The 20,422-nt window shown below is 71.0% G+C and carries 16 protein-coding genes and 1 pseudogene; 5 read left to right on the top strand and 12 right to left on the bottom strand.

The window, feature by feature from the left end; translation table 11 throughout:
* Positions 1–124: 124 nt before the first annotated feature.
* From ACFY93_RS30140 to ACFY93_RS30130, 3 genes are all read right to left on the bottom strand, one after another.
* Positions 125–1,000 (bottom strand): hypothetical protein, encoded by an 876-nt coding sequence (locus ACFY93_RS30140; RefSeq protein ID WP_391364854.1) that lies wholly within the window; start codon positions 998–1,000, stop codon positions 125–127.
* A 10-nt stretch (positions 1,001–1,010) separates the two neighbouring features.
* The gene (locus tag ACFY93_RS30135; protein ID WP_391364852.1) at positions 1,011–2,327 is read right to left on the bottom strand and encodes a hypothetical protein; all 1,317 of its coding nucleotides are present in this window, start codon (positions 2,325–2,327) and stop codon (positions 1,011–1,013) included.
* Between the two features lie 112 nt (positions 2,328–2,439).
* Positions 2,440–2,658, bottom strand: coding sequence for a hypothetical protein (locus ACFY93_RS30130; RefSeq protein WP_391364850.1), 219 nt, complete (start codon positions 2,656–2,658; stop codon positions 2,440–2,442).
* Between the two features lie 283 nt (positions 2,659–2,941).
* Here ACFY93_RS30130 and ACFY93_RS30125 point away from each other — a divergent pair, with 283 nt between their 5' ends.
* Positions 2,942–3,475: a hypothetical protein gene (locus ACFY93_RS30125; protein WP_391364848.1), complete on the top strand. Its 534-nt coding sequence runs from the start codon at positions 2,942–2,944 to the stop codon at positions 3,473–3,475.
* 118 nt (positions 3,476–3,593) lie between these two features.
* Positions 3,594–4,250, top strand: a complete 657-nt coding sequence (locus tag ACFY93_RS30120) for a class F sortase (protein WP_391364846.1) — start codon at positions 3,594–3,596, stop codon at positions 4,248–4,250.
* Positions 4,251–4,272: 22 nt separating this feature from the next.
* On the opposite strand, the gene ACFY93_RS30115 is transcribed toward ACFY93_RS30120, so the two are convergent.
* From ACFY93_RS30115 to ACFY93_RS30100, 4 genes are all read right to left on the bottom strand, one after another.
* On the bottom strand, positions 4,273–5,055 hold the full coding sequence (locus ACFY93_RS30115) for a TSUP family transporter (protein WP_391364844.1): 783 nt from the start codon (positions 5,053–5,055) through the stop codon (positions 4,273–4,275).
* A 99-nt stretch (positions 5,056–5,154) separates the two neighbouring features.
* Complete coding sequence (locus ACFY93_RS30110; protein WP_391364937.1) at positions 5,155–5,805, bottom strand: LuxR C-terminal-related transcriptional regulator; 651 nt, start codon at positions 5,803–5,805, stop codon at positions 5,155–5,157.
* Between the two features lie 46 nt (positions 5,806–5,851).
* Complete coding sequence (locus ACFY93_RS30105; RefSeq protein ID WP_391364840.1) at positions 5,852–7,114, bottom strand: sensor domain-containing protein; 1,263 nt, start codon at positions 7,112–7,114, stop codon at positions 5,852–5,854.
* A gap of 48 nt (positions 7,115–7,162) precedes the next feature.
* Positions 7,163–7,837 (bottom strand): sensor domain-containing protein, encoded by a 675-nt coding sequence (locus ACFY93_RS30100; RefSeq protein ID WP_391364838.1) that lies wholly within the window; start codon positions 7,835–7,837, stop codon positions 7,163–7,165.
* A 265-nt stretch (positions 7,838–8,102) separates the two neighbouring features.
* On the opposite strand from ACFY93_RS30100, the gene ACFY93_RS30095 reads away from it, so the two are divergent.
* From ACFY93_RS30095 to nirD, 3 genes are read left to right on the top strand one after another with little or no spacing between them, the layout of a single operon-like run.
* Positions 8,103–9,383 carry an FAD-dependent oxidoreductase gene (locus ACFY93_RS30095; protein WP_391364836.1) on the top strand — a complete coding sequence of 427 codons (1,281 nt, stop codon included), beginning with the start codon at positions 8,103–8,105 and terminating at the stop codon, positions 9,381–9,383.
* Complete coding sequence (nirB, locus tag ACFY93_RS30090) at positions 9,383–12,010, top strand: nitrite reductase large subunit NirB (protein ID WP_391364834.1); 2,628 nt, start codon at positions 9,383–9,385, stop codon at positions 12,008–12,010. The genes ACFY93_RS30095 and nirB overlap by 1 nt, the downstream gene beginning before the upstream one ends.
* Positions 12,007–12,357: a nitrite reductase small subunit NirD gene (nirD, locus tag ACFY93_RS30085; protein WP_391364832.1), complete on the top strand. Its 351-nt coding sequence runs from the start codon at positions 12,007–12,009 to the stop codon at positions 12,355–12,357. The genes nirB and nirD overlap by 4 nt, the downstream gene beginning before the upstream one ends.
* Positions 12,358–12,376: 19 nt before the next feature.
* Here nirD and ACFY93_RS30080 read toward each other — a convergent pair whose 3' ends face one another.
* The 5 genes and pseudogenes from ACFY93_RS30080 to ppdK form a co-directional block, all read right to left on the bottom strand.
* Complete coding sequence (locus ACFY93_RS30080; protein ID WP_391364830.1) at positions 12,377–13,300, bottom strand: oxidoreductase; 924 nt, start codon at positions 13,298–13,300, stop codon at positions 12,377–12,379.
* A gap of 307 nt (positions 13,301–13,607) precedes the next feature.
* Positions 13,608–14,030 (bottom strand): annotated as a pseudogene (locus tag ACFY93_RS30075) (PP2C family protein-serine/threonine phosphatase); the annotation flags it as partial.
* A gap of 398 nt (positions 14,031–14,428) precedes the next feature.
* On the bottom strand, positions 14,429–16,489 hold the full coding sequence (locus tag ACFY93_RS30070) for a restriction endonuclease (RefSeq protein WP_391364828.1): 2,061 nt from the start codon (positions 16,487–16,489) through the stop codon (positions 14,429–14,431).
* 186 nt (positions 16,490–16,675) lie between these two features.
* Positions 16,676–17,113, bottom strand: a complete 438-nt coding sequence (locus ACFY93_RS30065) for a nucleotidyltransferase domain-containing protein (RefSeq protein WP_391364826.1) — start codon at positions 17,111–17,113, stop codon at positions 16,676–16,678.
* Positions 17,114–17,356: 243 nt separating this feature from the next.
* Complete coding sequence (gene ppdK / locus ACFY93_RS30060; protein WP_391364824.1) at positions 17,357–20,095, bottom strand: pyruvate, phosphate dikinase; 2,739 nt, start codon at positions 20,093–20,095, stop codon at positions 17,357–17,359.
* Between the last annotated feature and the right edge of the window lie 327 nt (positions 20,096–20,422).

The following is a 20,422-nucleotide window of genomic DNA, read 5'->3' as shown; positions in this document are numbered from 1 at the left end:
TCTTGGAAACAACCAGCAAGCTGTCGTGCCCACGGAAGGGCGGATGAAGCCAGTCGGAGGGTAGCAATCGCCTCCGAAAGGAGCCCTTACGCTGGGGTGGTATCAGCTGAGTACCGCCGTCGGACTACGGCTCCCCCGGGCTCTCCCACTGGACTCTGTTCACTCCGTCCGAGTCAGGCACTACGGCGCACCAATCACCCATCACCCTGTCCGCCAGCATGAGCGAGAAGCCCTCACCCGTGACCTCTGCGAGCGTATCGGCACCACCGGGGTAGGCCCGGTAGGTCAACTCGCCGGGCAACAGTGGGGCCATGAAGGCAGTGAAGTCGTCCTCCAGTAGCTCAGACCTGGGCTGCAACTCCGGCTCAGTAGCCGCGCAGACCAGGGAGCGTGGCCGCACGAGCCGGGCCAGTTCGGTTGCGTTCTCCCGAGTCACACGGAACCATCTGCATCCGTATGCGCCGTACGCCCATCGCTCGCACAGCAAGCTAAAGCGCTCGGAAGCCTCCGCCACCCTCACCCAGAAGCCCTCGTCCGCCACACTATCGACTGGCCTCGAGATCTCTGTGGGTTCAGGAAGTGCGTCGCGCCACCGGAGAACCACGCTCTGGCCACGGAACCCCGCCAGCTCGGCAGCGATCGCTTGTGTCATATAGAGGTGCACAGCCCCGTCCCATCCCGACTCGATCAGAATTCGGCCCGGGGCGGAGAGATGACAATAGGGCCCGCGCCCGGCTGCCATTCCCTCGACAAGCTCCATCGCTTGCGGACTGCGGACCTCCACGCCGTTACGAAGGCCAAGAAGACAACTAGATAGGGGTTCACCCACCAACAGGTCACCAACCGTCATGAACTTAGCGCCGCTCTTCCCAATTGCCGCCCAGATGACGTGGCGAAGCTCGGCCGCGTACGAACTCCATTCTTCTGCGTCCGCCAGCTCCTCTCGCACACGCTCGCTGCGAGGGCTGATGATCAGCTCCTTGCTTACTTCTTCAGCCATTTAAGTCCCATCAGTTCTCCGTTTGCACCGATGTCCAGTCCGTAGGTGCCATCTCGGGCCGAGTCCTTGGTTGACTGAAACGGATTCCGGTCATTTGATCCCTTGAATACGGCATCCCTATTATGTCCGGTGCGGTCGAAGGTGAGGAGCGGCGGCGCGTTGCAGCACCGGTGGTGGCGTCGACGGCGATCTGGGTGGAGGCCTGGGTGTCCCCCATCAGGTACGTGACCTTGCCATTGGTCCCGGTGGAAGCTTCGCTGGTCCGCATCGCGACTGTGGTGGCGCCGAGGGAGTAGTAGCGCGTGGCGGTGGCAGAGTCGCCGTCGGTGGTGCGGAGCTCGGTGCCGCCCAGGGAGGCGACGGTTTCCTGTGGGGTGATGCGGAGGAGGAGGTTGCCGTCGGCGTCGTAGGTGTAGCGGGTCAGTTCGCTGCCGGTGGACTTGGTGGTCTTGACCGAGGCCAGCCGTGCCAGCTGCGTCCAGGTGTAGTCGGTGGTGGTGTCGCCCTCTACGCGCTGCTTCATGGAGCCATCGGCGTAGTACGTGTACGAACCGGCCTTCGTGGTGGTGCCGGAGGTGACTTGGTTGACCTGGCGGACGCCGTGTGGCGGGTCGGTGTTGGCGGTGGTCCAGGTGCCGCTGTCGTCGTAGCCGGGGTAAAGGTAGTCGCGGGTGGTGGCCTTGCCGGTGGAGTCGGTGTCGGTGAGGGACTGGAGGTTACCGAGGCGGTCGTAGGTGTATGCGGTCTGGTAGGGGGCGGTGCCCGTGAAGTCGGACGTGGACTTGGTGGTGTCAGCGCAGATACCGGCGGTGGCGTGGGTGTAGGCGAGCGTCAGTCGGTTCTGGTCGTCGTACTGGAAGCACTGGGACTGGGCGGTCTGGCCGTTTGCCTGTTCGCGCAGTTCGGTGAGCTTGCCGTTGAGGTCGTAGGCGTAGGTGTCTTCCTGCGCCTCGCTGACCAGTTCGTTGATGGTGGTCGTGGTGCCGATCGACTTCAGCTGGCGGGTGCCATTGCTGTCGTCGTAGGTGTACTGGCGCTGGGCGCGCACTCCGCTGGTGTCGAGTTCGGCTCCGTAGTCGCGTTCGACCAGGCGGCTGTAGGCGTCGTAGGCGGTGTCGTCGATGTACACCGTGCCGCCCAGGCTGCTGGTCAGCCGGTAAGGACGGCCGTAGTCGTCGTAGGCAGTGGTGACTGTCTCCGCGTCGAGCCCGCCGGCCTTCGGGTAGGCGGTGGAGGTGACGTGGTCGGCGGCGTCGTAGGTGACGGACGTGGTGTAGCTGCCGGCCAGGCCGTCGACGCTCGCGGGCAGCGTGACGGTGCTGTTCAACGCGCGGCCTCGGGCGTCGAACGCACCGGTCTTGGTGGTGTAAGTGGTGCCGTCGGTGTCGCGGCTGACGGCGGAGGTGATCTGCCCCTTGCCGTTGGTGACGGCGGGGTCGTCATAGATCCAGGCAGCCAGTTCGTCGGCGCCACTGGTGACTGAGCGTGGGAACGTGCACAGGCCTGACGACGGTGAAGTGCCGGTGGTCGTGGGTGGCGACGCCGTCCAGTCCCATCCGTTCGGCGACGGCGATGACCGAGGCGTCGACCGAGCCGAGCGGGAAGTCGGCGTACTGGAGGATCAGCTCGCTCACACGGTGCAGGTCGTCCTTCGTCAAGCCCCACGCGGCCGCTCCCCCGCCCTGGTCACCCGTTCACACCCCCCGTCCGCGCGGCTCGGGTTCTTTTGCCCGACACGCCGAGGGGGTGGCGCTGACCTGCTGGAATGCGAGGGGTTTCGTTTCTCCGTGTCCCCCGTCCGGCAGTGGTGTACGGCGTTTCTGACATGCCATCAGCAAGCGGCCGGCGGCTTGTGCCACTTACCTCGGAAGGGCAGGGCACGGCCGACGCAGTGGCACATTGGGGGTGCCGCGGGCCGGGCCTCTCGGAGGAGCGAGCACGATGCGACGTACGACCCGTCTGCTGACCGGTACCGCACTCGCCGTCACCGCCGCGGGTCTCGCCACCGCGCCCGCGTACGGCGGAGGCGGCGGCACTCTCGAGCTGTCCCCCGCCACCGTCGCCCCGGGTGCCGAGGTCACGGTGAGGACGGCGGCCTGCGACGGTACCGGCGTGGCGACGGGGGACGCGTCGGCGGTCGGCTCCGGGGTCTTCCCGCTGGCGCCGGGTTCGCACAAGAAGGACGCGACCGGCCGGTTCAAGGTGCCCGCGAGCGCCCAGCCGGGCACGTACGAGATCGTCGCGAAGTGCTCGCGCGGGGGTGACCGTGTCACCGGAGACCTGGTGGTGACCCTGACCTCCACCTCCGCCCCCGCCCAGCAGCACGTGTATCCCCGGGGGAGCGTCAAGACGGGCGTCGGCGGCGCACTCGGCACCGACCCCACACAGACCGCGGCAGGCGTGGCGGCACTGGCCGTCGCCGCCGCGGGCGGTACCTGGCTCCTGCATCGCCGGGCGAGAGGCGACGGGATCTGACTGGACACCTCCGCTGTCCACCGGTACCGCCATCCCTCCCCTCCGGGTCCGACGCCCCTCGCGGCCCGGAGGGGTACGGGACACGGACGCACGAGAAGAACGGAAAGGGGGTACGCGGATGTCGCCACGAGGTACGCGGTCACGCGGACCCGGCAACCTCGGCATAGCCACCGTCACCGCGATCGCCCTCTGCTGCGGCGCGTGGCTGGTCCGCAGCGGAGCCGAGACCCACGCACCGCCCCAGCCGTCGGCGGCCCAGTCCGGTACGCACCGGTCGGCCACCGCGGACGCCGCTCCCCCCGCCGCCCCCGCCCTGCCCCACTCCCCGCCCGAGCGGATCCGCATCCCCTCCATCGGCGTGGACGCGCCCCTCATGGGCCTCGCGCTCACCCCGCAGGGCAGCCTGGACGTCCCCCCGGCCGAGAAGAAGAACCTGGCCGGCTGGTACGAGGCCGGCACCACCCCCGGTGAGACCGGCACCGCCGTCGTCGCGGGACACGTCGACAACGCCGAAGGACCCGCCGTCTTCTACCGGCTCGGCGCCGTCCGCAAGGGCGCCGCCATCGAGGTGCCGCGCCGCGACGGCACCACCGCCCGATTCACCGTCGACGCGGTCGAGGTCTATGACGCCCGCGCCTTCCCCGACGAGAAGGTGTACGGCCCCGCGCACCGCCCGGAGATCCGCGTCATCACCTGCGGCGGCGGCTACTCGAAGAGCACCGGCTACCAGGGCAACGTCGTCGTCTTCGCCCACCTCACGGGCAGCACCCGCTGAGCCCCGGCGGCGGCACCGGCCGCTACGCGATCCACTGCTCGTAGGCCAGGTTCGCCACCAGCGCGAAGACGACCGTCAGCAGCACGACGCGGACGAAGCCGCTGCCCTTCTTCAGCGCGGTGTGCGCGCCGGCCATCCCGCCCGCCAGGTTGAAGACGGCCATCAATCCGGCCAGTTGCCACAGCACCGTGCCCTGCCAGGCGAACATCCCGAGGGCGCCCGCGTTGGTGCAGCAGTTCACGATCTTGGCCGTGGCGGAGGCGGTCACCAGGTCGAGGTGGAGGACGGCGGTCAGCGCCAGCACCAGGAACGTGCCGGTGCCGGGGCCGATGAACCCGTCGTAGAAGCCGATGCCGAGCCCGGCGAGACCGATCGCGGCGAGAACACGGCGGGGCGAGGCGGGGCCGGTCGCGGGCGCCGTGCCGAACGCGGGCCGGAAGATCACGAACGCCGCGACGCCGAGCAGGACGACCATGATGACCGGCTTCAGCACCTCCGTGCTCATCCCGGCCGCGAAGAACGCCCCGCCCATCGAACCGGCGAGCGCGGCGAGACCGATCCGTACGGCGAGCCGCACGTCCACGGGCGCCTTGCGCGCGTACGTCACCGCCGCGCCCGTGGTGCCGACGATCGCCACCGCCTTGTTGGTGCCGAGCGCGTACGCCGCCGGGGTCGAGCCCGGCAGCCCCAGCAGCAGCGCGGGGAGCAGCAGGAGCCCGCCGCCGCCGACCACGGCGTCGATCCAGCCGGCCGCGAGGGAGGCGAGGCACAGCACGATGACGGTGGTCAGCGATATGTCGGGCATGAACGCGACCCTATGTACGGGCGGGTGCACCGTCCATGGATCTGAGGGTCTTCTGAGCTTCGGCGCACCGGCCGCGGGCCCCGTGGCGGGTTCTGGGCGTCACGCCGTCGACCTCAGGTACCGCAGGACCGCGAGCACGCGGCGGTTCCCGGTGTCCGAGTACGTCAGGTCGAGCTTCGTGAAGATGTTGGCCACGTGTTTCTCCACGGCTCGCTGGGAGACGGTGAAGGCCTCGGCGATCGCGTGGTTCGTGCGGCCCTCGGCCATCAGCGCGAGCACCTCGCGTTCGCGCGGCGTGAGCGTGTCCAGACCCGAGCGGCGGCGGCTCGCGCCGAGGAGCTGCGAGACGACCTCGGGGTCGAGGGCGGTGCCGCCCGCCGCGACCCGCTCCAGCGCGCCCACGAACTCGCCGATGTCGACGACCCGCTCCTTGAGGAGGTAGCCGACCCCGGCGGGGCCGTCGGCGAGGAGCTGCGCCGCGTACGTGGTCTCGACGTACTGGGAGAGGAGCAGGACGCCCGTGCCGGGGTGGTCGGCCCGCAGCCGGACCGCGGCCCGTACGCCCTCGTCGGTCCGGGTGGGCGGCAGCCGGATGTCGACGACGGCGACGTCCGGCCGGTGCTCGGCCACGGCCGCCACGAGCGTCTCGGCGTCCCCGACGGCCGCCGCGACCTCCACGCCCCGCATCCCGAGCAGCTGGACGAGGCCGTCCCTCAGCAGGGCGGAGTCCTCGGCGATGACGACACGCATGGCTTCCCCCGCGTTGCGGTGCTCCTGGTACGGCACCTGGGTGTTCTCAGTACGGCAGTTCGACGGTGACCACCGTAGGGCCCCCCGGCGGGCTGTCGCAGTCGAGCGTGCCGTCGACGGTGCGTACGCGGGTGAGCAGCCCGGTCAGTCCCGTGCCGGCGCCGACGACCGCCCCGCCGCGTCCGTCGTCGCGCACGCGCAGTCGCAGCAGTCCGTCCCGTGCCGTCACCTCGATGGTGACGGAGCCGGCGCCGCTGTGTTTGGTGGCGTTGGCGAGGAGTTCGGCGGCGCAGAAATAGGCGATGGACTCGACGGCGGGGGCCGGCCGGTCGTCGAGCACGGCGGTGACCCCGGCGGGCAGTGCGCTGTCGGCGGCGAGGGTGGCCAGCGCGGTGTCCAGGCCCTGGTCCAGGGCGGGAGGGTGGATGCCCTTGACGAGGCCGCGCAGGTCGGCGACGGCCTGGGTGGCGTTGCCCTGCGCGGTGTCGACGACGGCGAGCAGGCGCTCGGGGTCGGCGCCGGAGCGGATCAGCTCCCGGATCATCGTGAGGTGCATGGCGATGCCGACCAGCCGGGCCTGCGCCCCGTCGTGCAGGTCGCGTTCGATGCGGCGCAGGGTGGCCGCGGCGTCGTCGACGGCCTGGGCCCGGGTCTCCTCCAGGATGTGGATGCGGCGGTCGGCGGCGCTCGGGCCGAGCAGCGCGACGAGCAGCATCCGGTGCGGGGCGAGCGCCCGGCCCAGCAGCCAGGAGGCGGTGGCCAGAAGGATCAGGCCGACGGCCACCGGGATGAGCCAGCGCGGCCAGGAGTCGAGCTGGACACCGGCGACCTCGAGGGAGACGTGGCGGCCGTCGCGGTTCTCGTAGTTCCAGCGCGCGACCAGGGGGTGGAGGGTGAGGAGTACACCGCAGGCGTAGCCGACGAGGACAGCGACGAGGCCGAGGACCGCGGTGAAGGGGGCGGTGAGCGCGCAGGCGACGGCGCGCCGCCCGGTGCGGTCGGCCAGCAGGGCGCGCCGTCGGCCGAGGAGGCCGGTGCCGGGCCTGCGTTCCGGTGCGTCGATCCGCACGCCCAGCAGGCGGCGCGCGAGCCCGCGTTGGAGTGAGCCGAGTGCGAGCGCCAAGCGCACGGTGGCGGCGACCAGCCACAGGCCGAGGGTGGTCACCGACAGAGCGCCGCCGACCAGCAGACCGGCGAGGGTCAGGACGAAGCCGGCCAGGGCCAGCGGGAAGGCGATCACCCCGTACAGGAGCAGGGCGAGGGGGCGCCGCCCGAAGGGGAAGGCCGTGAGTGCGCTGAGGCGGTGCATCTGAGGTCAACCTGCCGGTACGGGCCCGTGGGCGGGCCGTCGGGGACGTTACGGAAGGAGCGCCGCGGCGAGGCGGAGTTGTACGGCGGCCATGGCCCGGCCGAGCCACGGCATGAGCAGCAGGAAACCGATCCCGCCGACGACCGCGTGGAAGGCCCACGCCCCGGCGAAGGTGGGCCCTCCCCAGGCGTCGGCGTAGTCGGAGCCGGCGCGCAGGGGCCAGGCGAGGTTCATGGGGACGATCGACCAGCCGTAGAGGGTGACGGCGGCCACGGCGAGGTCGAGCGGGGCGGCCAGCGCCGCGTGCGCGACTCCCCGTGCGCGGCGGGGCGAACCGGAGTGCGCCCCGTGCCGTGCATCGCCGGGCGACCGGGCGGGCGCTCCGTCCCGTACGTCGCCGGGCGCACGCTCCACCGCGAGGAACCGCCCGACCAGTGCCCGCTGCCACCGGCCGACCGGGGCGCCCAGGAGACCCAGGGGGACGCAGAGCACACTGACGGGCAGGGCGATCAGCGCGTACGCGACCGCGCGCCAGGTCCGCGCGGTGAACGGTTCCCGCAGGAGCCGCCGGGCGTGCGACGCCACGGAGGCGGGGACGGCACGGACGGCACGCGCCCGCGGGGTCGACGCCGGTGCGGGCGCCGGTGGCGGCGCCGCTGCGGGCCCCGGTGCGGGCGTCGAGGTCTGCGGCAGTGCGCATGTCTGCTCGTGAACGGTGGTCATCGTTGCCCCCAGGAGTGAGCCGGATACGAGTGGAGACCCCAAGACTCCCGGTTCCGCGTCCCATGATCGATCGTGCCGGCACGAGAGTCCGGGGTTCGGTAAACCCCACCCGCGCCCCACAGCGAGCGTGCCCCCGCTCCTCACATCCGCGCCCCGCCGCCCTCGTGAACCCTCACATCCTCCCCCCATCCCCGCTGAGGGCAGCGTTCCCCCCGGGAAACAGTGGGGATGTCACCGGGTAACGTCGGCACCGCACGCTGCGTGCATGACCTCGAATACGCGTGTGGTGGTGATCGGCGCCGGACTCGCGGGCGCCCGGCTCGCCCGGCGGCTCGGCGAACTGGGCACGGACGTCGTGCTCGTCGGCGAGGAGGAGCACACCCCGTACAACCGCGTCCTGCTCGCCGAGGTGCTGGCCGGGCGGTACGCGCCGGAGGTGATCGCCCTCCCGTCGCCCGCGCGGCTGACCCGCGCCCGGGTGGCCCGCGTCGACCGCGCCGCGCGGACGCTGCACTGCGCGGACGGCTCGATGATCGCGTACGACACGCTCGTGCTGGCGACCGGCTCGAACCCGGTGCTGCCGCCGCTGCGGGGGCTGTTCTCCCCCGGGCGGCACGAACTGCCCGAGGGTGTGCACGCGTTCCGCACCATGGACGACTGCCTGGGGCTGTCCAAGGCGGTCCGGGAGGGCGCGCGCGCCGTCGTCATCGGCGGCGGGCTGCTCGGCGTGTCCGCCGCCCGCGCGCTCGCCCTGCGCGGCGCGCAGGTGGTGCTCGCCCAGCAGTCGGAGCGCCTGATGGAGCGGCAGCTCGACCCGTCGGCGTCCGCGCTGGTCCACCGGCACCTCACCGGCCTCGGTGTCGAGGTGCACACGGAGAGCCGGGTGCGCGGGATGCGCTGCCTCGGTGACGCGGTCCGCTCGGTCGAGATGGCCGACGGGTACGCCCTCGACGCCGACCTCGTGGTCCTGGCCTGCGGTGTCCACCCCCGGGTGGGCCTCGCACGCGACGCGGGCCTCACGGTGCACAAGGGCGTGGTCGTCGACGACGAGCTGCGCACCTCCGACCCGCACATCCGGGCGATCGGCGACTGCGCGCAGCACGCCGGCACGGTGTACGGGCTGGCGGCACCCGCGCTCGAACAGGCGGACGTACTCGCGGAGCTGCTGGCCGGTGGCACCGACGCCCGCTACACCGGCACCCGCGCGCTGACCCGGCTCACCCTGTCGGGACCCGCGGACGCACTCGCGGCAAACGCCCTCGCCCCGGCCCCGCCCGGCCCCGCCTCCTCCGCTCCCACCCCGTTCGACCTCGCCGCCTTCGGCGAGACCGACGCGCGTCCCGGCGACGACGTCATCCAGCTGACCGACGCCACCCGCGGCACGTACCGGAAGGTCGTCGTGCGCGACGACCGGCTGGTCGGCGGCGTGCTCGTCGGAGAACTCGGCACCGTCGGCGCGCTCGCCCGCGCCTGGGAGGGAGCAGAGCCGCTCCCCTCCGACGGCGCCCCCCTGCTCCACCTGCTCACCAACGATGGAGGCTCCTGATGTCCACGACGGCTCTTCGTGACCGGCCCCGCCCCACGATCGTGCTCGTCGGCCACGGCATGGTCGGCCAGCGCTTCCTCGAAGCGCTCGCCGAGCGCGGCCTGACCACCACGCACCGGGTGGTCGTGCTGTGCGAGGAGCCGCGTCCCGCCTACGACCGCGTCCAGCTCACCTCGTACTTCTCCGGCCGCACCCCCGACGAACTCTCCATGACCGACCCGGGGTTCATCGAGAAGCACGGCATCGAACTGCACCTCGGCGACCCGGCCGAGACGGTCGACCGGGCGGCGCGGACGGTGACGGCGCGCTCCGGGCTGACCGTGGCGTACGACACGCTGGTGCTCGCGACCGGCTCGTACCCGTTCGTCCCGCCGGTGCCCGGCAAGGACGCCGAGGGCTGTTTCGTCTACCGGACGATCGAGGACCTGCTCGCCATCGAGGAGTACGCGAAGGCGCGCGCCACGACCGGCGCGGTGGTCGGCGGCGGGCTGCTCGGCCTGGAGGCGGCGGGCGCGCTGAAGGGCCTCGGGCTGGCCGCGCACATCGTGGAGTTCGCTCCGCGTCTGATGCCGGTGCAGGTCGACGAGGGCGGTGGCGCGGCGCTGCTGCGCACCATCGAGGAGATGGGCCTGAGCGTCCACACGGGCACGGGCACACAGGAGATCGTCACCGGTGCCGACGGCGCCGTGACCGGCATGAAGCTGTCCGACGGCTCCGAACTCGCCACGGACCTGGTGGTGTTCTCCGCCGGTGTCCGGCCCCGCGACCAGCTGGCCCGCGACTGCGGTCTGCCGGTCGGCGAGCGCGGCGGCATCGCTGTGGACGAGCGCTGCCGCACCGAGGACCCGCACGTGTACGCGATCGGCGAGTGCGCGCTGGCCGTGGACGGCCGCGTGTACGGCCTGGTCGCGCCCGGCTACGAGATGGCCGAGACGGCGGCGGCCGCGATCGGGCGGGCCGGGGACGAGAACGCCGAGGGCACGGGGACGACGTTCACCGGCGCCGACCTGTCCACCAAGCTCAAGCTGCTCGGCGTCGACGTGGCCTCCTTCGGCGACGCGCACGGCGCCACCGCCGACTGCCTCGACGTCGTCTACTCGGACTCCCGCTCGGGCACGTACAAGAAGCTGGTCATCGGCCGGGACGGTGAGCTGCTCGGCGGCATCTTGGTCGGCGACGCGGAGGCGTACGGGACGCTGCGGGCGCTGACCGGTTCGGTGCCGCCGATCGCCCCCGAGCAGCTGGTGCTGCCGGCCGGGGCGGACGGACCGGCGCAGCTCGGCCCGTCCGCGCTGCCGGACGACGCGGTCATCTGCTCCTGCCACAACGTCACCAAGGGCACCATCCGGGGTGCGGTCACCGAGCACCGGTGCACCACCGTCCCCGAGGTGAAGAAGTGCACCAAGGCCGGTACCGGCTGCGGCAGTTGCGTCAAGGTGCTCGGCCAGCTCGTCAACGACGAGCTGGAGGCGAGCGGCGTCGAGGTCGACCACGGCCTGTGCGGCTGCTTCGGGCAGACCCGCGAGGAGCTGTACGAGATCGTCCTCGCCCTGCGCCTCACGTCGTACCGGCAGCTCCTCGACCGCTACGGGCGCGAGGGCGCGCGCGGCGGTGACGGCTGCGAGGTCTGCAAGCCGGCCATCGGCTCGATCATCGCCTCGCTGGCCCCGGCGATCGGCGCGGACGGCTACGTCCTGGGCGGCGAGCAGGCGGCGCTGCAGGACACCAACGACCACTTCCTCGCCAACCTCCAGAAGAACGGCTCGTACTCGGTCGTGCCGCGCGTCCCCGGCGGTGAGATCACCCCGGAGAAGCTCATCGTGATCGGCGAGGTGGCCCGGGACTTCGGTCTCTACACGAAGATCACCGGCGGTCAGCGGATCGACCTCTTCGGCGCCCGGGTCGAGCAGCTGCCGCTGATCTGGGCGCGGCTGGTCGACGCCGGCTTCGAGTCGGGGCACGCGTACGGGAAGTCGCTGCGGACCGTGAAGTCGTGCGTGGGACAGACCTGGTGCCGGTACGGCGTGCAGGACTCGGTGCGGATGGCCATCGACCTCGAACTGCGCTACCGGGGGCTCAGGTCCCCGCACAAGCTGAAGTCGGCGGTCTCCGGGTGCGCCCGCGAGTGCGCCGAGGCCCAGTCGAAGGACTTCGGGATCATCGCCACGTCCAACGGCTGGAACCTGTACGTCGGCGGCAACGGCGGCGCCACCCCGCGCCACGCGGACCTGCTCGCCCAGGATCTGTCGGACGCCGAACTGGTACGTCTCATCGACCGGTTCCTGATGTTCTACATCCGCACCGCCGACCGGCTGGAGCGGACGTCGACCTGGCTGGAGCGGATCGAGGGCGGCCTGGACCACGTGCGCGACGTCGTGGTGCACGACTCGCTCGGCATCTGCGACGAGCTGGAGTCCCTGATGGCGGCGCACGTCGCGGGCTACCGCGACGAGTGGGCCGAGACCATCAACGACCCCGAGAAGCTCGCCCGGTTCGTGTCCTTCGTCAACGCCCCCGACACCCCCGACCCGGTCGTCGGCTTCGTACCGGAGCGCGACCAGATCAAGCCCGACCTCCCCCTGCTGACCATCGGAAACCGAGCCCTGGAAGGAAGCGCCACGCGATGACCCTGGCACTCGAGACCACCGACCTGAAGGTTCAGCTCCAGCTGACGGACGACTGGTTCACCGTCTGCGACCTGTCCGTGCTGACCCCGGGGCGCGGCGTGGCCGCGCTGCTGCCCGACGGCCGCCAGGCCGCGCTGTTCCTCGACCGGGCGGGCCGCGCGTACGCGATCGACAACCGCGACCCGTTCACCGGGGCGGCCGTCCTCTCCCGCGGCCTGACCGGCACCCACCAGGGCCGCCCCTTCGTCGCCTCGCCCCTGCTGAAGCAGCGCTTCGACCTGGAGACCGGGCAGTGCCTGGACGACGACGCGGTGCGGGTGGCGGTCTACGAGGTCCGGGCGCGCTGAGCGCCCCCGGGGCGGCCGGTCAGCCCAGGGCGCCGTACGTCACGCCGGTGCGGCGCTCGGAGGCGGCCCAGAGCAGGGCGGCGGCCGTGTCGTCGCGGGTCCACGGGGCGCGCCAGGACTTCCCCGGCGCGCCCCGCCACATCGCGAACGACGGCCCGGTGAAGGAGTCGGGACGCACCCCGGGTGCGGTGGCCGCGTACAGGCTGGGCAGGGCGCCGGCCTCGGCGGGCTGGGCGAAGACCCGGTTGCCGATCTCCGCGAAGCGCTCGGCGGCCTTGCGGCCCGCCATCCTGGGCCCGGCGGTCTGGAGGTTGGTGGAGGCGTATCCGGGGTGCGCGGCGGCCGCGACGACGCCGGAGCCGGTGACTTCCAGTCTCCGGGCGAGTTCGTGGGTGAAGAGGAGGTTGGCCGTCTTGGAGCGGCCGTAGGCGATCCAGCGCCGGTAGCCGCGCTCGCTGTCGAGGTCCCGGATGTCGATGTTGGCGAGGGCGTGCATGAAGCTGGAGACGGTCACGACCCGCGCGCCGGGCGTGCGCAGCAGGACGGGCAGCAGCAGCCCCGTGAGGGCGAAGTGGCCGAGGTGGTTGACCCCGAACTGCCGCTCGAAGCCGTCCGCCGTCCGTCCGAACGGCAGGGCCATCACGCCGGCGTTGTTGACGAGCAGGTCCAGCCGTTCGTGCCGGTAGGCGTCGGCGAACCGGCGTACCGAGCCGAGGTCCCCGAGGTCCAGCTGCGCGAACTCGATGTCGGCGCCGGGCACCTCGGCGACGAGCCGGTCCCCGGCCTCGGTACCGCGGGCCTCGCTGCGGCAGGCGAGGACGACATGCGCGCCCTTGCGGGCCAGCTCGCGGGCCGTGACGTAGCCGATGCCGCTGTTGGCCCCGGTGACGACGGCCCAGCGTCCCCGCTGGTCGGGGATGTCACTCGCGCTCCAGCCGCTCATCGCCGGGTCCCTCCGTGTTCGGGTGTCGTGTGTGTCCTGCCTGCGAGGGGTCAGCGTACGAGGGACGCGGGCGGTGCACGGGGATCCGGCGGCCACCGGCCCCGCGGACGCGGCCGAACGGGTCGGCCGCCGCACGGTGTCGGCGGGCGTCCTCGGCACGCCGTCTTCCCACAGGGCGGGACCTCGTCGCCGGACGCGCCGGGGAGCGTCGCTCATGCCCCGACGGGCGCGTCCCCCAGGGGCACCGGGGTGAGGTCCACGCGGACCTCCTCGACCGCCGCGTCCTCGAGGGGGACTCCGGCCGTGACGGTGTCGGCGGGGGCTCCGCCGTGCGGGTGCGGATGTCCGGCAGGGCGCCGACCAGGGTCCCGGAGGTATCGGCCTCCTCCACGGTGCCGTTCGCGCGGACGATCAGCGGGTTCAGGTGCCCGGCGCTGGTCAGCCTGAGATCGACCGTGCTGCCCCGGCGTTCGGCGGAGGCCAGGACCAGCGTCGCGAACCGGGTGTCGTGGGAGTTCAGCAGCGAGGTGTTCAGCAGACGGAGCATCCGGTGGTGGTCGTCCGCCAGCGGCAGCAGGGCGTGCAGCGTGTTGCGGATCTTGCCGGTCATCACGGCGGCTTCGAGGCCCTTGCCGCACACGTCCCCGAGCGCGACCAGGGAGGCCTCACCGTCGCCGGACGCGTGGACGTCGTAGAAGTCGCCGCCGATCCTCTCGTGGTCGGCCGACGGCCCCGGGGACGGTGTCCGCGGCCGGACCCGCGGTGCGGCCCGCGGCGCAGAGCGCGTGGTGGGCCTCGGCCAGCCAGGCCGGAACCGAGTGAGTCAGGGGCACTCCCGCTCCGGCCAGGGACAGCGGGGCACCGGCGATGGCAACCATCGCGCAGTGCCCGCCCATGTGCAACCGGCCCCCTCAACGGGGTCGCGCATCTCACCATCGCGGCCCGTGACGATCGCTCCGTCCGCCCCAGCTCCCTCACAGGCCTGCCCGGAGCCCTGTACGACATGGGGCTGCGACAGAGGGCTGGAGCGTGGGGGGCCTCCCCCGGCACATCCCCAGCGACCTCGCCGCACTTCGGCGGACGCGTCCGTCCCGGTCACTGCGCCGTCGTGACTCGAGCACTGATCGGTTACTCCACCTCGATGCCGTAGTCCTTGACGAGTTCCTCCAGGCCGCCCGCATAGCCCTTGCCACCGAGAACGAAGTCCCAGTCCCCGCTTGACCTGCGACGAAATGAGCCGAGTACCAAGGCGGTCTCGCGCGGCCGACCGTCGGAGACCCCAAGTCTGCCGAGCTCGGTCATCCCGGCGTCGAGGAGCCGGATACACGCATCCGTGAAGCCGGAGATGTCGGAGTCCGGGTTCACCTCTGGGTCGACGGCAGCCACGAGTACGAGCCGGTCGGCCTCAGCCGGCAACGCGTCGAAGGAGACGCGGATGGCGGCCTTGTCGGGAGGGCTGGCGGGAAGAGCACGCACGCTGCCGTCGGGCGTTTGCGGGTTGTTGAAGAAGACGAAGTGATCGTCGTTCAGGACCTGGTTCCCACGGCAGACGAGAGCGCACACGTCCAAGGCGACGTTTCCGGTCCACGACATGCCGAGGACGTTGTAGTCGTCAGGCAGTCGAGTGTCCGGAACCGTTGGCGTCGAGGGCACAGCGGATCGGCGGGCACCATCGCCCAGACGTCCACGTAGCCCGTGGCGATGCAGGAGGTCGACGAGCTCAGATCCCGAGATCAGTTCCAGCGGCTTGCCGTTGGCGAAGGTGTGGGAGCCAGGACCGAACCGGGACGTTGTCACGAGAACGCCCTTGTTGGCACCGACGCCTTGCACGGTCCCGTACAGGTCACGTACCGCGGTGGGCGGCACAGTGTTGCGGTAGCGCTTGACCTGCACGACGATCTTGCCGCCTCGGATGGGAGCCGGATCCAGCGCGTCGACGTCCACCCCGCCGTCGTTCGAGCGCTGGGTGGTGACGGCCTGCATTCCCATGGCGCTGAAGAGATCCGCCACGAGGTGCTCGAAGGCGATCGGATCCATCTCGTACAGGTCGGGTTCCTCGTCGCTGCCATGCGTGACGACCCGGTTTCCGACCTCCTGCGGCCGACGGCCCGGCCGCACCGGAGTGAGCTGGCAGGGGCGAGACGACAGTTGCCCGTGCAGTGCGTCGGCCAGGCAACTGCAGGCATCCACCTGTGCCAGGTGCAGGTCGTGGAACGTCGAGCGCGGAGCCATGACGGTTGCCAGGTACATGTGGCCCGGTCGGCCCGTCGTGGGGTCGTGCCCGTCCACGAATCCGTTCAAGGCCACTGACTCGAGGGCGCCCGGTTCATCCGCGGCGAAAAGCTCGTGCAGGACGAGCAACATGCACTGTGCGATGACCTCTCGGTAGAGAGCCCGGCGCTGAGTCACCGGCCGGGGGGTCTCCTTGTGCTGGTCAGCCGCGTACATGTACCGAACGGACTTGGCCTCGGGGACGACGTCGCAGGCAGGCAGCTCCCAATCCAGCACCAACTGTCCGGCTGCCGAGTCGTAGGCCGCTGCCACCTGACGTGGGAAGCCCTCCGGCCATGCGGTCGACGCGTAGAGAGCCGCGGAGAAGTACTCGACCACAGCGTCGGGTTCGCGGCGTCTCACTCCCTCGGTCAGCTCGGCGATGCCGGCGTTATGCCACCGCACCTCGGCCAACTGGGCTTCGGCCCCTTGCTGATACTCCCGCTGGTACGCCGCTAACTGCTGCTGTCGCTGCGCCTCAGCCGCCTGGGCCGCGTGCCGGTCCCGGTCGAACCGAGCCCGGGCTTCGGCCTGCGCCTGCGCTCGGCGACCGGGCGTCCATCCACTCTGCCCCTGGTAGTTGGCGATGTCCGGCATGGGCACGGGCTGCGCCAGCGGCCCTGGGGAGAACGGCTCGACCTCCTCGGGACGCAGGAGGGAGGCAGCCCGGAAAGCCGGAGCCTGACAGCCCGACGCCAGAAGGGCCTGAAGGGAAGCTACCTGCGCGTCCAGTTCTTCGGTGCGACGTAGTGCCTCTGCCTGCATGTAGTCGCGGTGACTCTGAGCGGCTCGCCGCTGGTAGGCACGTGCTTGCTGCGCTTCTTCTCTCCGCCGCCGATCATCGGCCTCCCCCTGACGCTGCTGCTGCCTCTGCACCTCAGCCCAGACGCCGACCAAGCCCTGCGAACGACGACTCATATGCCGCATGCCCTCCCCGAGGCGTTCTGGTTGTCCCCACAACCAGCCGTAACGGGACGACTTTATCCAGCGATGGCGATCTCGCCTATCCGTCCAGCGAGGGTGCCCTGCTCATCGTCTCCGGACGAGACCGCGTCGGGCAGTTCCCGAAGAGGCCCGCGGACCTTCCGGCGGGCCACCGGTCGCTCAGCAGGCGGCGAGTAGGCCGGCGAGGATGCCTGCCGGGTCGTGCAGCACCCGGGCGCAGTCGGTGACGACCCGGTGCGTCCCCGCATCGACGGGATCTGTCTCCGCCCAGGTCGGAGAGCCGATGGCCAGCTCGACTTCCAGGCCGGAGGCCGTGGCATAGCGTCGTTCCGTGATCGGTCCCCACGACTGGGTGCGGATCGGTCCGCCCAGCCCGAGCCCCACGGCGCAGGCATCCGCAAGGAGATGCCGGGACTCCTCCGCGGTGAGCAGGACGACGTCGATGTCGGAGTCCGGCCACGCGGCGTCGCGGGCGCAGGAGCCCACCAGGAGCAGGCCGACGATGTCTTCGCGGCCCCTCGCCCAGCGTGTGATCCGGTCGATGACCTCGTTGATCTCAGCGGCCCGCTCCGAAGACAGGGCAGTCGGAGGATTCACGGGCTGATCGTCGTGATGCACCTCGAACATCCTCCGCTGAGTAGCCCGTGCCGCCCCGTACAGCTTCTCAGAGCGATGCCGCGACAGCACAAGGAGGCGGCACCCCGCACAAGGTGCCGCCTCCTGTTCCGTACGCCGGGGCCGTCGTCCACCGGTGAGGGTCGGGGTGGTGGACGACGGCCCCGGAGCTCTGGGCCCGGTCCGGCGGGCGGCTCCGCACGAGCCGTCCGCCGGAGAGGGGGTCTAGCGGTGGTCGCTGCCCTGCGACGTCGAGGCGGCGCGGCCCGCCTCCAGGCGTGCCACCGGGATGCGGAACGGCGAGCAGGAGACGTAGTCGAGTCCGGCCTCGTGGAAGAAGTGGACCGACTCCGGGTCGCCGCCGTGCTCACCGCAGACGCCGAGTTTCAGGTCGGGGCGGGTCTCCCGGCCGGCCTTGGCGGCGGCCTTCACCAGGGAGCCGACGCCGTCCTTGTCGATGGTCTCGAACGGCGAGACCCCGAAGATGCCCTTCTCCAGGTACGCGGTGAAGAAGCTGGCCTCCACGTCGTCGCGGGAGAAGCCCCAGACGGTCTGGGTGAGGTCGTTGGTGCCGAAGGAGAAGAACTCGGCGGCCTCGGCGATCTGGCCGGCGGTCAGGGCGGCGCGCGGCAGCTCGATCATCGTGCCGATCGACAGCTTCAGCTTCGTCCCGGTCGCCGCCTCGACCTCCGCGATGACCTGGTCGGCCTCCTCGCGGACGATCTCCAGCTCCTGGACGGTGCCGACGAGCGGGATCATGATCTCGGCGCGCGGGTCGCCCTTGGCGTTCTTGCGCTCGGCGGCGGCCTCGGCGATGGCGCGGACCTGCATGGTGAACAGGCCGGGGATGACCAGGCCGAGACGGACGCCGCGCAGACCCAGCATCGGGTTCTGCTCGTGCAGGCGGTGCACGGCCTGGAGCAGCCGCAGCTCGTTCTCGTGCGGCTCCTGGCGGGACTCCGCGAGGGCGACACGGACCGACAGCTCGGTGATGTCGGGCAGGAACTCGTGCAGCGGCGGGTCCAGCAGACGGACCGTGACCGGCAGGCCGTCCATCGCCGAGAACAGCTCGACGAAGTCCTTCTTCTGCAGCGGGAGCAGCGCCTTCAGGCTCTCCTCGCGCTCGGCCTCGGTGTCGGCCAGGATCAGGCGCTCGACCAGCTCACGGCGGTCACCGAGGAACATGTGCTCGGTGCGGCACAGGCCGATGCCCTGAGCGCCGAAACGGCGGGCGCGCAGCGCGTCCTCGGCGTTGTCCGCGTTGGCGCGCACCCGCAGGCTCCGCTTGCGGTCGGCGAACGCCATGATCCGGTGGACGGCCTCGACCAGCTCGTCGGCGTCGTTGGCGCCCGCGTGCATCCGGCCCTCGAAGTACTCGACGACGGGCGACGGGACGACCGGGACCTCGCCCAGGTAGACCTTGCCGCTGGAGCCGTCGATGGAGATGACGTCGCCCTCCTCGACGACGTGCCCGCCGGGGACCGTCATCCGGCGGCGCTTGGTGTCGACCTCCAGCTCCTCCGCGCCGCAGACGCAGGTCTTGCCCATGCCGCGCGCCACGACGGCCGCGTGGGAGGTCTTGCCGCCGCGGGAGGTCAGGATGCCCTCGGCGGCGATCATGCCGTCCAGGTCGTCGGGGTTGGTCTCCCGGCGGACCAGGATGACCTTCTCGCCCGAACGCGACCACTTCACCGCGGTGTACGAGTCGAAGACGGCCTTGCCGACCGCCGCGCCCGGCGACGCCGCGATGCCCCGGCCGACTTGCGCGACCTTCGCCTCTTCGTCGAACTTCGGGAACATGAGCTGCGCGAGCTGGGCGCCGTTGACGCGCTGGAGCGCCTCGGCCTCGTCGATGAGGCCCTGGTCCACCAGCTGGGTGGCGATACGGAAGGCCGCACCGGCGGTCCGCTTGCCGACGCGGGTCTGGAGCATCCACAGGGTGCCGCGCTCGATGGTGAACTCGATGTCGCAGAGATCCTTGTAGTGGTTCTCCAGGGTCTCCATGATCTGCATGAGCTGGTCGTACGACTTCTTGTCGATCTGCTCCAGCTCGGCGAGCGCCACGGTGTTGCGGATGCCGGCGACGACGTCCTCGCCCTGGGCGTTCTGCAGGTAGTCGCCGTAGACGCCCTGGTGGCCGGAGGCCGGGTCGCGGGTGAAGGCGACGCCCGTGCCGGAGTCGGGGCCGAGGTTGCCGAAGACCATCGAGCAGACGTTGACGGCGGTGCCGAGGTCGTGCGGGATGCGCTCCTGGCGGCGGTAGAGCTTGGCGCGGTCGGTGTTCCAGGAGTCGAAGACCGCGTGGATGGCGAGGTCCATCTGCTCGCGCGGGTCCTGCGGGAAGTCCCGGCCGGCCTCGGTCTTGACGATCTTCTTGAACTTGGTGACGAGCTTCTTCAGGTCGGCCGCTTCGAGGTCGGTGTCGACCGTGACCTTCTTGGCCGTCTTGGCCGCGTCGAGGGCCTCTTCGAAGAGGTCGCCGTCGACGCCGAGGACGGTCTTGCCGAACATCTGGATGAGCCTGCGGTACGAGTCCCAGGCGAAGCGGTCGTCACCGGCCTGCTTAGCCAGGCCCTGCACGGACTTGTCGGACAGCCCGATGTTCAGGACGGTGTCCATCATGCCGGGCATCGAGAACTTGGCGCCCGAGCGGACGGAGACGAGCAGGGGGTCGTCGGCCTGGCCGAGCTTCTTGCCCATCGTCTGCTCAAGGGCGTCGAGGTGCGCACTCACCTCGTCACGCAGTGCCGCAGGCTCCTCGCCGCTGTCGAGGTAGGTCTTGCAGGCCTCGGTGGTGATCGTGAAGCCGGGAGGGACGGGAAGCCCGAGGTTGGTCATCTCGGCCAGGTTCGCGCCCTTGCCGCCGAGAAGGTCCTTGAGTTCCTTGTTGCCCTCGGTGAAGTCATAAACGAACTTCACGCCCTCAGCGTGCTGAGCTACGTGGGGATCTTTGTTTTCCGACACGGGTCTCGACTCCTCGAGGACGCGGTGGCTGCCCTGACGGCGAGGAACATACCCAGATCGAAGGCACCTGGGTACGTCCACTTGTGCGTCATGCGCCTGTAACCATCCGTCCGCCACGACATCGAAAGTCAAGGAACGGCAAGAGGTGCGGAGGCGGTGTTTTCATCTCTTGAAGTCAAGGTGCCGCGCAGACCCGCCTGGGCGCTCAGACGAGCGGTCTCCGTATCGTTTGAGTTCAGCGTGTGAACGATCACCGCGTGGCACTCAGTGCCACTCTTTTGGGAAGTGCAACCGCTCGATAATCGCTCATGTGAGCGCTACCCCGAT

Origin of the sequence: Streptomyces sp. NPDC008313 (assembly GCF_042956125.1) — a bacterium.
GTDB lineage: Bacteria > Actinomycetota > Actinomycetes > Streptomycetales > Streptomycetaceae > Streptomyces.
Note: the sequence above shows the minus strand (reverse complement) of the source record. Positions and strands in the feature narration are given on the sequence as shown.